This is a genomic window from Sphingobacterium sp. lm-10, from assembly GCF_023554555.1.
Taxonomy (GTDB): Bacteria; Bacteroidota; Bacteroidia; order Sphingobacteriales; family Sphingobacteriaceae; genus Sphingobacterium.
Map to the genome: position 1 here is coordinate 1,341,623 of NZ_JAMJWC010000001.1, position 14,034 is coordinate 1,355,656.

A 14,034-nucleotide genomic window follows, 5' to 3' on the forward strand; every position below is an offset into this window, starting at 1 on the left:
GACTACGCAACCAGGGAATTATTATAAGTCTCCGTTATCCAGAAACGAATAGTGATCTTCTGAAGTAAGTATGATATGATCTAGCATCTTAATTGATAGTATTTTTCCTGCGCGTGTTATGCACTTAGTGAAAGCTATATCCGCATCACTTGGCCGTAGAGATCCGGGTGGTTATGCGCGATCACGATGGATGAGGCCCGGCACAGCAATGCAGCAGTAAATAACAATCTGTCATCAACTGCTATACAATCAAATCCTCCATCACAAACTTCGTAAAACCCAATAAGATCCATCCTTTGTGAAAAGCAAAGTAAGTAGAAACTTTCTCGTACAATAAGATCATCTGTGTTCCAAATATTTTTAAGTAATTCCGCGAGCTTCTTGGAACTATTTAATGATTTATATGTTGGCTGCTTTAATTGTCTGAAGCATTTGTAAGAAATGAAAAGCTCATTTACGTCGATCGTCTTGGTAATACTACCGCCTTTTCAGCAGATCTTTTTTCTTTCTTGTTAGCGAGTAAATTAGCTCCTTTCGATTCTGCATGGTGAGTAAACATAAAGAGTCCATATTTATACCCCTTCGGGTATAAAAAAATAAAATGATTTTATACTTTATTGGGTATACATCAAAAATATTAGCAGTAGCGCGCTAGTACTACTTCCCAATACAGAACTTCCCGAAAATCGTTCCCAGGATATCCCGATCTACGTCGATCTGCCCAGTGATGGTACCGATATGACGAAGGGCATCTCGAAGGTGTGATGCCAGCAAATCGCCGGAGAGGCCGATTTGAAAGCCGTGATCTACATCCTCCATCGACTGGAAAGCTAATTTGAGTGCTTCTACATGCCGAATATTGGTAATCACCTGCTGATTATCGGAAACCATTCCTCGTATTCTGTCTACTAAAGATGCCGTTAAGCGAGCGACAGACGCCGGATCTTTGGCTGAGATCGCAACAATCTCATCCGCATACCCATCTGGGAACAGTGCGGCTTTAATTTGATCATCAAATTCATTAGCAGAATAACCTCCCTCCAGATCAATCTTATTGCGCACCAGAATAGTGATCAAACCTTCCCGATGGAAGGCTTTGATCTGTGTAATCACTTCTTCCGCTGTGTTGCTTTCGGAATCGTACAAGTACAGCAATATCTTAGCGGCAGCCACCTTTTCCTTGGCACGCGCTACACCAATGGCTTCGATCGTATCCAACGTGTCACGCAACCCCGCCGTGTCTATAAAACGGAACGTGACGCCATCGATGGTCATCATCTCCTCAATAGTATCGCGCGTCGTGCCGGCGATATCGCTCACAATAGCACGTTCTTCGTTCAGCAAGGTATTCAGCAAAGTAGATTTGCCAGCGTTCGGCTTACCAATAATCGCTACCGGTACCCCATTCTTAATTGCATTGCCATACTCGAAAGAATTAATCAGTTGCGTCACATGAGATTTCAGCGTAGCGATCAGCGATAGGAATTCCGAACGATCCGCAAATTCGACATCTTCTTCGCCAAAGTCCAATTCTAGCTCCAGCAATGCAGTAAAATTGATCAGCTGCTCCCGCATACGTTGCAATTCGCTGCTGATACCGCCACGCATTTGATTCATAGCGATCTCATGCGATGCTCTATTTTCAGAAGCAATGAGATCGGCTACCGCCTCGGCCTGCGATAGATCCAAGCCACCATTGAGATACGCTCGCAAGGTGAATTCTCCGGGCTTAGCGGCGCGCGCACCATGGCGGATCAACAGGCTGAGCACCCGCTCAATAATATAAGTAGAGTTATGCGTTGATATTTCAACTACATGCTCCTTGGTATAGGAGTTCGGACCTTTGAATAGCGAGATGACGACCTCATCGACAATATCTTCCCCATCTCTTATAGTGCCAAAGTGCAGCGTATGCGTGGCTTGCTGAGATAAATCCTTTCCTTTAAAAACGGTATTGGCAATGTTGATGGCTTCCGCACCCGATAGCCGGATCACAGCGATCGCACCGTTCGCGCCAGGAGATGTGGCTAATGCCACAATGGTATCAGAAGAAATAATATCGGAGGTAATCATGCCGCAAAATTAAGGAATAAATGTGAATGCAAAGACGGCATATACTGGGCAAAAAGAAAGCGTGCAGGATTTCCTGCACGCTTCATTCAATAAGTTATATAAAAGCTCGCTTAGCCTAATACTTCTTTTAGGCGAGCTACCTGATGGTCTACTAGTTTTTGCAAGGGACCGGAAGCCATCATTTTCATCATCATGTTCAATTGTGCTTCAATGACAAAGCTTGCTTTTGTCTGCCCTTCTCCCGCCTCTTCTACCTTCCAGTGGAGCGATATCTCAAAAGGCACATCGTTAGACGGTACACAAACTAATTCTTTGTTTTCCACGCGCTGACTGATGCGCAAGGCCAGCTTCGTCATGTTTTTGATCGTAAACTGTGCCTCATCTGTGGTCGACGACCAGTTATAGATATTGTCTGGCATCAATTGCTCATGATTGTTTAGATCTGACAAGAATGTATAGACATCGCCTATCGGCTTATGGATAACGGTGGAATTTTGAATAATAGTCATATCGAGTGTGTTTTTTAAAGAACCAGAACAACTAACAGGCCAAATCTACTGACCCCAGGTCGATGGGTTTTTGCGCCAGTCTTGCAGCACCTCCATATCCGACTCCATGATGTAGCCATTTTGCAAAGCCACGTGGATCAATGCATCATAGTTACACAAGCTATGCAACTTACACTTAGCATCTTTAAAGTTCTTTTCAGCAGCATCCAGACCATAGGTAAAGATGGAAACTAAGCCAACGACATTACATTCCGCTTCGCGCAATGCCTGTACAGCTGCCAAACTACTCTTTCCTGTAGACACTAAATCTTCGATAACCACCACACGTTGACCACCACTTACTTCACCTTCAATCAGATTTTGGCGACCATGTTCTTTCGCGCTACTGCGAACATAGGTAAAAGGAAGACCTAAATCCTGCGCTACCAGAGCTCCCTGAGGGATTCCTGCTGTGGCAACACCTGATATCATATCTACCGTACCGTACTCTTCCTGAATAAGTTGCGATAAATTTTGTCTGATATAGGTTCTTATGGATGGATGAGATAGTGTGATGCGATTGTCACAATAAATAGGCGATTTCCAACCCGATGCCCAAGTAAAAGGGTTTTTAGGTTGCAATTTAATTGCTTTAATTTGCAGAAGCGATTCAGCAATTTTTTGTTCAACCTCATTGTAGTTATTCATGCCACAAATTTATAAAATTTATATGAACCAGAACCTGCTAATTTTAGCAGATTTCGTACCGCAGCACTTAGTCAATCCTCAAACGATTGGTTTACAAGAAATTGATATAGAAAAACTTTTTAAAGCCAGCACCAGTTTATCCGATCCGATTACCTACTTGTTGATCCTACCTGATCCGACATCCTTCTTTAAAAGCCTTTTAGAGAACATCAAGGTTATCAAGGCAGCAGGTGGCGTTGTAAAGAATGGCCATGGAGAATATCTTTTCATCCATCGGCTTGGTAAATGGGATCTGCCAAAAGGGAAACTGGAAGAAGACGAGAAAGTGCGTTCGGCAGCCAAGCGAGAAGTAGAGGAAGAGTGCGGCGTGAAGGTGGATTATCTCGGAGCCAAGTTTTGTACTACCTACCATACCTACACCATGCGCGGGAAAGTCGTACTCAAGCAAACAAACTGGTACGAGATGGGAGTCAATAAATCTCCAGAGCTAATCCCGCAGTTGGAAGAAGATATTGATGAGGCAGCATGGGTGGATATAGAAGATTTTGACACGATATTAGACGACACCTATCCATTGATAGCCGATATTGCCAAAAGCATCCTATACCAGAGTAGCGACCCGCAGTAATTAGATAGAAATGGGCCTTTAATCAATCAGGCGCGTTTTTAGGAGATGAATATCACCCCTAAAAACACGCCTGATTTACTATATAGCAGTAACTAAACCTTACATAGAGACTGATTCCAGTTGATCTCCGCTGGCGTAACAGTAACGCACTTCATCGCGTAGATTATACCGGGAGGCCATCACTTCCGCGTAAGCACCGGCGGTACGAATGGCAATCAAATCTCCTCGCTCGCTGATTGGCAATGGAACCTCCTTGCCGAAAGCATCTGTACTTTCACAGATCGGTCCGACGACGTCGTAATTCATCGTATCCTCTCCTGCCGCGCCTACTTTTTCTATTTTGTGGTACGCCTGGTAAAGCATTGGGCGCATCAACTCGGTCATACCTGCATCCAGAATAAGGAAATGCTTTTTTACCCCATTCTTCGTATAAAGCACTTTGCTTATTAGTGAGCCGCATTGTGCTACCAAAGCACGCCCGAGTTCGAAATGCACTTCTTGGTTGGATGTACGCTCCAAGAACCGATCGAAAATATCAAAATAGGTTTCGAAATCCGCAATCGGACGTTCGTCTGGCCCGTAATAATCTACGCCCAGTCCGCCGCCTACATTGAGCACGCGAATCGTAGTGCCACGCTCCTCAAACCAATTCTTCCACTCATTGACCTTCACGCAAAGACTCTTGAATACATTCATATCGGTAATCTGTGATCCGATGTGAAAGTGCAGTCCTACCAGATCGATATGGGTGCAGTTACGCAAAACGCTGGCAGCGCGTTCCAATTCAGAATTAGGTAAGCCAAATTTATTTTCGTCTAGTCCTGTCGTGATGTACTGATGGGTTTTGGCATCTACATTCGGATTGATACGCAGGGACACATTGGCACGTACGCCCATCTCTGCGGCTAATCCATCGATAATCTCCATCTCCTGAATGGATTCTACATTGAACGCAAAGATGCCATGCTGCAAAGCAGTACGAATCTCTTTGTCCGACTTGCCTACCCCGGCAAAAGTAATTTTCGAAGCCGGAAAGCCGACTTCAATCGCTTTCTGCACCTCATTACCACTCACACAGTCGGCACCAAACCCCTGCGCTTGCACCGTAGAAAGTACGCGCGGATTGAAGTTGGCCTTCAGCGCGTAATGCACATGAAAACCACGCTTATCTGCTGCTGCTTTGGCTTCCGACAAGGTTTGTTGCAGGAGATCTAAATTATAATAATAGAAGGGCGTTTCCATCCCTTCGAATTTTGCTAATAGCTTGGAATCAAAATAAGACATCAAACGGGTTGTATTGTTAAAATAAACGGTGATGTAAAGAACGTAATGCTTCGGTTTTATGTTCGGTATCCAGCAAGACAGATACGTTGAAATCGGATCCACCGTAAGATACCATACGAACAGGGAGGTGTTTTACGGCTTCCAGTACCCTACCTACGTAGCCATGGGCGTTGGAACTGAAATCTCCGACAACACAGACAATGGTTTGTTCGCGATCTACCGCTACGGTACCAAAATCTTCTACCTCTTTAATAATATCCTCGAGATTCGTCGTATCATCAATCGTGAGTGAAACAGCGACCTCGGATGTCGTAATCATATCGATCGGGGTTTTGTACCGCTCGAAGATTTCGAAGATGCGGCGCAAGAAACCATAGGCGAGCAGCATGCGCGACGAATGAATATGAATGGCCGTAATGCCATCTTTGGCTGCTACAGCGCGGATGACACCTTTTTGTGCCCCTTCCTTGCTAATCAAGGTGCCGGGTGCTTGCGGATCCATCGTATTTAATAAACGTACAGGCACATTGTAACGCTGCGCTGGAAATACGCTCTGCGGATGCAAGATCTTTGCGCCGAAATAGGCTAACTCCGCGGCTTCGTCAAAGCTCAGGTGACGAATCGGCGTGGTACCATGCACCACACGCGGATCATTGTTATGCATGCCATCGATATCCGTCCAGATCTGTACTTCTTCTGCCCGGATGGCAGAGCCAATCAGTGAAGCGGTATAATCCGACCCACCTCGGCGTAGGTTATCGATCTCGCCAAATACATTACGACAGATAAAGCCCTGCGTAATAAAAAGTGTATTATCCGGATGCTGACTCAAAATTGCGCCCAATTTTTCGGACGTAAATTCGATCATGGGCTCGTTATCTTCATCAATTTTCATGAAGTCCAACGCAGGAAGCAATACCGAGCGAATGCCCAATTCTTCCAGATAATAGTGCCATAAGGTAGTCGATAACAATTCCCCCTGGGCTAAGATAATCTTCTCCTCCGACGGGGTGAATAGGTCACTGGCGAATGAAGAAATGCTTTCGAAATGATGATCGATCAGATCCTTACCCTTTTTATAACCTTCCTCGGTAGCGAAAAGCTCGGTAATTAGTTCCTCGTACTTATCCTTATGTTTCTTAATCAGCTGTTTGGCTTCCTCCGTCTTGGCACCAGCAAAAGCCTGTGCAATTTCCACCAATGCGTTGGTCGTGCCAGATACAGCCGACAACACTACAATCTGCCGTTCCTCGGGTGCTACAATCTCGAGCAACCCTTGAATACGCGCTGCACTCCCTACCGAAGTGCCACCGAATTTTAGAATTTTCATTAGAATATTACGTTATTATAGATACTGATTAACCTCCGTTTGCGTGACGCATCGCTGCGCACGCAAACAGAAAAACGCGTGAATATAGCACATTACAGGCTATTTCAAGAGCAATATGATTAATTCTTAAGATTTAAGATGAGTAAGTTGGCCAATTCTTCGCCAATACGTTCTTGTGCTTCATTGGTGGCTGCGCCAATATGTGGCGTAAGGGATACCTTTGGATGCTGTAGCAACTCCGCGCGTGGCGTGGGCTCGCTATCGAATACATCTAGTCCTACAAATGAAACTTTACCCGCGTCGAGTGCCTCGATTAAAGCCAACTCATCGATCACACCTCCGCGAGAGGCGTTGACGATGCCGACACCATCCTTCACTTTCGCAAACTCTTCCGCGCCTAACACCGCTTTATCGGTGAATGGCACGTGTAGAGAAATGAAATCTGCTACAGCCAACAACTCCTCAAAAGGAAGCTGCTTCACGGGTACTTCTACTTCAATATTGCCAGAGAAAGCCAGGGGCAAAGATAAGGGGCCTTCAAAAAGGTCAGAATACACGACATCCATTCCCAGACCCAAAGCAACCTTCGCCGTCTCGCGGCCGATACGACCAAAACCTACTACACCAAGTGTCTTACCTTTTAACTCCACTCCTTTTGCGTATGCTTTCTTCAGCGCCCCAAATTGCGTATTCCCTTCTAATGGCATTTTGCGATTGGCATCGTATAAAAAGCGCACACCATTCAAGAAATGAGCAAACACCAATTCTGCCACAGAATGTGAGGAAGCAGCAGGTGTATTGACCACCACAACACCTTTGGATTGTGCATAGTCTACATCAATATTATCCATACCTACACCACCACGACCAATCACTTTAAGATTTGGGCAAGCATCGATGAGATCCTGGCGCACCAAGGTAGCGCTGCGTACCGTAATGGCATCGTATGCGGGTAACTTCTCTGCTAATTCTGCTTGTGGTATATGTACTGTATCTATGGTAAAACCCGCTTCTTCCAACAAACGTTGTCCGATTGGATCTATACCATCATTTGCTAATATTCTCATGTTCAAAAAATCCTTAAAAATGTAACTTAACTATGTGTCTCTTCAAACTCCCGCATCGCATCGATCAAGGCATTGATCGAAGAAATGCCCAGTGCGTTGTAGATCGAAGCCCGGAAGCCACCCACAGAGCGATGTCCTTTTAATCCAACCATGCCACGCTCCTTAGCCAAAGCTAGGAACTCTTCTTCCAAAGCAGGGTTGTTCATGACAAAGGTGACATTCATACGGGAACGATCTTCCACTTCTGCCGTACCACGGAAGAATGGATTGCGATCAATTTCCTCATACAATTTGCGCGCTTTAATAATATTTTCCTGCTCCATTACACTTACGCCACCCTTAGCTTTCAACCAACGCAGGTTGAGCATCGATACATAAATAGCAAACACTGGCGGTGTATTATATAAGGAATCCGCTTTAGCATGTTGTTGATAGTCGAATATAGCTGGAATAGTACGCCCGGTTTTGCCAAGCAGTTCATCTTTAACAACGACCAAAGTTACGCCGGCTGGGCCCATATTTTTTTGTGCTCCAGCATAAATCAATCCGTGATCGGCAACGGATACTACGCGACTAAAAATATCAGAAGACATATCCGTCACCAAGGGCACATCAGCCTTTGGCAATTCAAAGATTTCTGTACCAAAGATGGTATTGTTAGACGTATAATGCAGGTACGCCGCATCGGCAGGTACCGTGTATGATTTGGGTATATAACTATAATTGCGATCCGAGGATGAAGCCACCACATCGATCGGGCCAAAGTTTTTAGCCTCTTTAATCGCTTTAGACGACCAAGTACCCGTATCCAGGTAAGCCGCACGCCCATATGCAGGAAGCAAATTAAATGGCACCATAGCAAACTGTTGACTCGCACCTCCTTGCAGGAAAAGAATAGAATAACCTTCTGGCACCTCTAAAAGCTCGCGAACCAAATTTTCTGCTTCAGCGATCACAGCCTCAAATTCCTTCGAACGGTGCGAAATCTCTAAAATAGACAAACCTGATCCATTAAAATCTAAAACTGCCTGCGAGGCTTCTGCAAAGACATCCTTTGGTAAAATACAAGGTCCGGCACCGAAATTATGTTTCATATGCGTAAAATGCTAAAATGAATGAATAACGTGAATGAAAAAATTATGCGACAAATGTACTAGATTTTTAACTGAGTTCATAACAGAAAATTGATTACAGTTTCTTTTTAACAAAAAATACATAGATTCATTGAAAACAAATCAATCAATACATTTATTTATTATCAATAATACATTTTCAAGCCATCTAATGCAATAGGATTTTGCAAACCTGCTTATTTGAGGGGGCATTTATTCAAATGGTAGCAAAAAAATCCGTATCTTCGCACGATTGCGCCTACAATATTCCAAGGTGTTAATATTAGTTAGTATGTAACCCAATAATATGGCTGAAGAAACAGAAAACGAAAACAATTTAGTACCTGCTAACGACAGGATCATCCCCATAAATATTGAGGATCAGATGAAATCAGCGTACATCGATTATTCGATGTCGGTGATTGTATCCCGTGCACTACCTGATGCCAGAGACGGGCTAAAACCCGTTCACCGTCGTGTGCTGTATGGCATGCTCGACTTGGGCGTTACCAGCAGCAAGCCATACAAGAAATCGGCACGTATCGTAGGTGATGTATTGGGTAAATACCACCCGCATGGCGATACATCCGTGTACGATGCGATGGTGCGTATGGCTCAGTTTTGGTCGTTGCGCTATCCGATGGTCGACGGACAAGGTAACTATGGCTCGATTGATGGTGATCCGCCAGCGGCCATGCGTTATACAGAAGCACGACTGCGGAAGATTGCAGAAGAAATGCTTTCTGATATCAATAAAGACACCGTTGATTTTCAACTAAACTTTGACGACTCCTTGCAGGAGCCAACCGTATTGCCTACCCGAATTCCTAACCTTTTGGTCAACGGTGCTTCGGGTATTGCTGTTGGTATGGCGACTAATATGGCGCCACATAACCTAACGGAGGTGTTAAACGGCACCGTCGCTTATATCGACAATCGCGAGATTGAGGTAAGTGAATTGATGCAACACATCAAAGCACCCGACTTCCCTACTGGCGGATTGATTTATGGATATAGTGGTGTAAAAGATGCCTTCGAAACAGGACGTGGACGTATCGTAATGCGTGCCGTAGCGGAGATTGAAGCGACTAAAACCGGCAAAGAGATTATTGTTGTTACAGAAATTCCTTATCAGGTCAACAAAGCAGACATGATCAAGCGGACGGTAGACCTCATCAACGAAAAGAAGATTGAGGGAATCTCCGAAATCCGTGACGAATCGACTAAAGATATCCGTATCGTCTATGAGATAAAACGTGATGCTAACGCAAACGTAGTGCTCAACAATTTGTTTAAGTATACTTCCCTACAAACTTCTTTTTCTGTCAATAACATCGCCCTAGTAAAAGGACGTCCGGTATTGATGAATCTGAAGGATATGATTCATGAATTTGTAGAGCACAGACACGATGTAGTGGTGCGCCGTACCAAATTCGAATTAGCAGAAGCAGAGAAGCGGGCGCACATCTTAGAAGGATACCTGATCGCTTTAGATCACTTGGATGAGGTGATCAAATTGATTCGTGCGTCGGACACACCAGAAGATGCTCGCGTAGGTTTGATGGAGCAATTTGGCCTATCCGATCTTCAAGCGAGAGCTATCCTAGATATGACGTTACGCCGTCTTACTGGACTAGAGCGCGACAAGATCAAGGAAGAATATGCCGAATTGATGAAAACCATCGAATATTTGAAGAGTGTATTGGCAGATGAAGGTTTGCGGATGCAGATCATCAAGGATGAGATCATAGAAATTCGCGAAAAATTCGGTGACGAGCGTCGTTCTGTTATCGTGCATTCTGCGGAAGATATGCGCATGGAAGACTTCATTGATGATGAAGAGATTGTGATCACGATCTCCCATAATAGCTACGTGAAACGTACGCCATTGTCGGAATACCGCCGTCAGAGTCGTGGTGGCCGGGGTTCTAAAGGGTCCAGCACACGAGAGGAAGACTTCACAGAGCACATTATTACCGCTTCGGCACACAACTATTTGTTGCTATTTACGGAAGCCGGACGCTGTTTCTGGCTACGGGCATTCGAGATTCCAGAAGGATCGAGAACGTCGAAAGGTAGAGCATTACAAAACATTATCAACGTACCAAAAGACGAGAAGATTAAAGCATTCATCAAGGTTAAAAACCTGAAAGATCAGGATTACTTGGAAAACAACTTCATCATCATGTGTACGAAGAAAGGTACGATCAAGAAAACTTCTCTGGAAGCTTATTCCCGCCCTCGTGCAAATGGTATCAACGCCATCAACATCAACGAAGGCGATCAATTGATCGAAGCAAACTTAACGAGTGGCACCAGCGAAATCGTGATGGCGCTCCGTTCAGGTCGTGCCATCCGCTTCAACGAATCTACCGTAAGACCAATGGGCAGAACGGCCACAGGAGTGCGTGGAGTACGTTTAGCGCATGACAATGACGAGGTTGTTGGCATGATTAGTGTTAATAATAATGAGGAAGCTACCATCTTGGTGGTCTCCGAAAAAGGATATGGAAAACGTACCGATGTGGAGGATTACCGTGTCACAAACCGGGGTGGTAAAGGGGTAAAAACCTTGAACGTAACGGAGAAAACAGGTGAACTGGTCGCGATTAAAGATGTCAATGATCAGGATGATCTGATGATTATCAATAAATCCGGTATCGTAATCCGCATCGGAGTAGAAACGCTTCGTGTAATGGGTAGAGCTACGCAAGGTGTGAAGCTAATCCGACTGAATGATAATGACGAGATTGCATCGATCACAAAAGTAGCCCGCGAAGACGAATTGGAAGAGGGCGAAGAGCAGGGTGAAGGTTATGTAGCTAATGAAGAAGGAGCTGCAACACCGGGAAGTGACGAGGGTGCTGTATCAGATAACAACGATGAAGAAAGCGAGTAATATTACAAGGTATGTTTTAACTTTTGGTTTAGCCATTGGTAGCTTGTCTGCTTTTGCTCAGTCTGCCGTGAAAGAAGCGACCAATAACTTTGCTTTATACACGCAGACAGGCGAGTTGAAGCATCTAGAAAATGCCAAAAAATTCATCGATGGTGTTTATAAGACTAGACGTGACTCTGCCAATGTGCGCATTAATATTACACGTGCTATGATCTATAGCTCTATTGCTTATGCAGATTCTACGCGCAAGATCAAGACAGATAAAGATCCGATTGATCTCACTTTGTCGACCCTAGCACGTTTGAAAGAGCGCGACAGGAATACGCATGAAAGTGAAATGGCTTACGTTACGCAAAATCTTGCTGCGGCCTACACATATAAGGCAAATGAAGCGTTGCAAGATCAGAAATACGATTTAGCTTACACACAATTTCTTCGGGTCAAAGACCTGCAACCTGAGAATGAAGATATCATTTACAATCTCGGGTTGTTGGCTAACCAGACCAACCGTACGAAGGAAGCTATCGATTATTATCAGCAGGCTATTAAACTAAAATCTCGCCAGCCTATCCAATATCTGGAGCTGGCACAGATTTTTAATAAAAATAACCAGATTACCGAGCGGCGTAAAACTCTGGAAGAAGGAAGAGCTGCCTATCCTGATAATAAAGAGATTCTGTTTAAATTGATTGAGACCTATTCGCAGCAGGGAAATTACAACGCCATCGTACCAATTGCTGAACAGGCCGTGAAGATGGAGCCGGAGAATGTGGATCTCAATTACCTCGCTGGATTTTCTTTCGAAAATGTAGGTAATATTGAAAAAGCCAAGCAGTTTTATGAGCGTACCGTGCAGTTAAACGATAATAATTATGAGGCAAATCTAGCCTTGGGATTATTGTATTTACAACAGTTCATGGAAAACGTAGACGATCAGGAAGCACAGTACAATGCACAAAATTACTTACTGAAAGCCAACGAAATACGTCCGCACGAGGTCAATGCATTACGCTCATTAGCGATGTATTATGAAAATGCTGAAGATGATATGCAATTGGATCGCGTAAACCTTCTTCTTAACCGACTGCAAAACTACTAGGCATATTCTTTGTTATATTTTGGTAAACAGAGTTAAGAACAACAAGAATATTAAACAAACAAACGTAATATGAATACCAAGAAATGTCTTTTTATAACCGGAGTCTTAGCGATTTCGATGAGTACGGTCTTCGGACAGAGTGGTAACCTCAGAAAAGCTAAATCTGCGTATACCAAATACGAAGAGTTAGGTGGGCCAGAGGCGGGTGAGCTGTCTGCAAAAATGTTGAAGGATGGTGTTGAGCCTATCGAGGCAGCAATTGAGCACGAGAAAACAAAAGATAATCCAGAAACCTGGACCGTTTATTCTTTAATTTATTCAAACCTAGCTTTTGCAGAGAAAAATGGCGAGTATGCTGAAAAAGCAATCACGGGTTTAGCTAAAGCAAATGAACTAGATACCGATAAGAAAAACGAAACGAATATCAACGCGGCAAAAGTCAACCTACGCAACTTCTACCAAACTACTGGATATGAAGAGTGGAAAAACGAAAACTTCAAAGGCGCTGCCGAAGAGTTTGACAAGGGTTTGGCATTGATGCCAGGCGATACGACTTTGACGTACTTTGGAGCATTGGCTGCAATCCAAACACAAGACTACCCCACTGCGATCAAAAAATACGAGGCCTTACTTCCTCACGAAGACCATTCGGAATATCGAATGATCAGAGCGGATTTGCCGAAGTTATATCTATCTACGGGTGATACCACCAAAGCCTTAGAATATGCTGCTGCAGCTGCGGAAGCATTTCCTGATGACAATGATATCGTAATGCAAAACATCGAGTTGAACCTGATCACAGGTAACGAAGAGAAAATCATCAGCGGTATCGAAAGTCAACTAGAGCGTGACGCAAGCAACAAAACGTTGCATTATTATTTGGGTACTGCTTATGCGTCCAATGATAATGACGAAAAAGCATTGGCTTCTTACAAAAAAGCCTTGGAAATCGATCCTGATTATGTAGAGGCAAATTTAAACTCTGCTGCAATCATCATGAATATGGCAAATCAAGCCTTAATGGATCTTAATGGCGACAAGTCTGTTTCTGATGGCGATTACAATACACGTGTAGAGAAAATAAAAGCAGAAATGGGACAAGCGGTTCCTTACTTGGAAAAAGCGTTAAACAAAGATCCAAAAAACACGAATGCATTGAGTAACTTAAAAAGTTATTACAACTTCATTCAAGATGAAGATAAAGCGAATGAAGTACAAGCTAGATTAGAGGCTGCTCGCTAGTTTTACTAATAACATCGCGTTGTTTATTTTGTAACGACGCTAATCAAACAAGAGTCGTATTTACAACGTAAATACGGCTCCTTTTTTTGCAATTAGAATTTGAT

General features: G+C 43.9%; 11 protein-coding genes and 1 pseudogene. 4 read left to right on the top strand and 8 right to left on the bottom strand.

Annotation, left to right across the window (positions count from 1 at the left end; all coding sequences use genetic code 11):
• Positions 1–21 precede the first annotated feature (21 nt).
• From M8998_RS16345 to pyrE, 4 genes and pseudogenes are all read right to left on the bottom strand, one after another.
• A pseudogene (locus tag M8998_RS16345) lies at positions 22–476 on the bottom strand (JAB domain-containing protein).
• A gap of 181 nt (positions 477–657) precedes the next feature.
• The gene (gene mnmE, locus M8998_RS05250; RefSeq protein WP_249991075.1) at positions 658–2,073 is read right to left on the bottom strand and encodes a tRNA uridine-5-carboxymethylaminomethyl(34) synthesis GTPase MnmE; all 1,416 of its coding nucleotides are present in this window, start codon (positions 2,071–2,073) and stop codon (positions 658–660) included.
• A gap of 110 nt (positions 2,074–2,183) precedes the next feature.
• Positions 2,184–2,582 (bottom strand): SRPBCC family protein, encoded by a 399-nt coding sequence (locus tag M8998_RS05255; protein WP_249991076.1) that lies wholly within the window; start codon positions 2,580–2,582, stop codon positions 2,184–2,186.
• 45 nt (positions 2,583–2,627) lie between these two features.
• A complete protein-coding gene (gene pyrE, locus M8998_RS05260) occupies positions 2,628–3,269 on the bottom strand; it encodes an orotate phosphoribosyltransferase (RefSeq protein ID WP_249991077.1) in 642 nt (213 codons plus the stop codon).
• 22 nt (positions 3,270–3,291) lie between these two features.
• Here pyrE and M8998_RS05265 point away from each other — a divergent pair, with 22 nt between their 5' ends.
• A complete protein-coding gene (locus M8998_RS05265; protein ID WP_249991078.1) occupies positions 3,292–3,897 on the top strand; it encodes an NUDIX hydrolase in 606 nt (201 codons plus the stop codon).
• A 99-nt stretch (positions 3,898–3,996) separates the two neighbouring features.
• Here the strand turns inward: M8998_RS05265 and lysA are convergent, their stop codons facing one another.
• The 4 genes from lysA to serC form a co-directional block, all read right to left on the bottom strand.
• Positions 3,997–5,181 carry a diaminopimelate decarboxylase gene (gene lysA, locus M8998_RS05270; RefSeq protein ID WP_249991079.1) on the bottom strand — a complete coding sequence of 395 codons (1,185 nt, stop codon included), beginning with the start codon at positions 5,179–5,181 and terminating at the stop codon, positions 3,997–3,999.
• Between the two features lie 16 nt (positions 5,182–5,197).
• The gene (locus M8998_RS05275; RefSeq protein WP_249991080.1) at positions 5,198–6,511 is read right to left on the bottom strand and encodes an aspartate kinase; all 1,314 of its coding nucleotides are present in this window, start codon (positions 6,509–6,511) and stop codon (positions 5,198–5,200) included.
• Positions 6,512–6,630: 119 nt separating this feature from the next.
• Positions 6,631–7,578, bottom strand: a complete 948-nt coding sequence (locus M8998_RS05280; protein WP_249991081.1) for a D-2-hydroxyacid dehydrogenase — start codon at positions 7,576–7,578, stop codon at positions 6,631–6,633.
• A 26-nt stretch (positions 7,579–7,604) separates the two neighbouring features.
• Positions 7,605–8,672: a 3-phosphoserine/phosphohydroxythreonine transaminase gene (gene serC, locus M8998_RS05285; RefSeq protein WP_249991082.1), complete on the bottom strand. Its 1,068-nt coding sequence runs from the start codon at positions 8,670–8,672 to the stop codon at positions 7,605–7,607.
• 325 nt (positions 8,673–8,997) lie between these two features.
• On the opposite strand from serC, the gene gyrA reads away from it, so the two are divergent.
• From gyrA to M8998_RS05300, 3 genes are all read left to right on the top strand, one after another.
• On the top strand, positions 8,998–11,589 hold the full coding sequence (gene gyrA / locus M8998_RS05290; RefSeq protein WP_249991083.1) for a DNA gyrase subunit A: 2,592 nt from the start codon (positions 8,998–9,000) through the stop codon (positions 11,587–11,589).
• A complete protein-coding gene (locus M8998_RS05295; protein WP_249991084.1) occupies positions 11,573–12,688 on the top strand; it encodes a tetratricopeptide repeat protein in 1,116 nt (371 codons plus the stop codon). The genes gyrA and M8998_RS05295 overlap by 17 nt, the downstream gene beginning before the upstream one ends.
• A 69-nt stretch (positions 12,689–12,757) precedes the next feature.
• Positions 12,758–13,930 (top strand): tetratricopeptide repeat protein, encoded by a 1,173-nt coding sequence (locus tag M8998_RS05300; RefSeq protein WP_249991085.1) that lies wholly within the window; start codon positions 12,758–12,760, stop codon positions 13,928–13,930.
• Positions 13,931–14,034 lie beyond the last annotated feature (104 nt).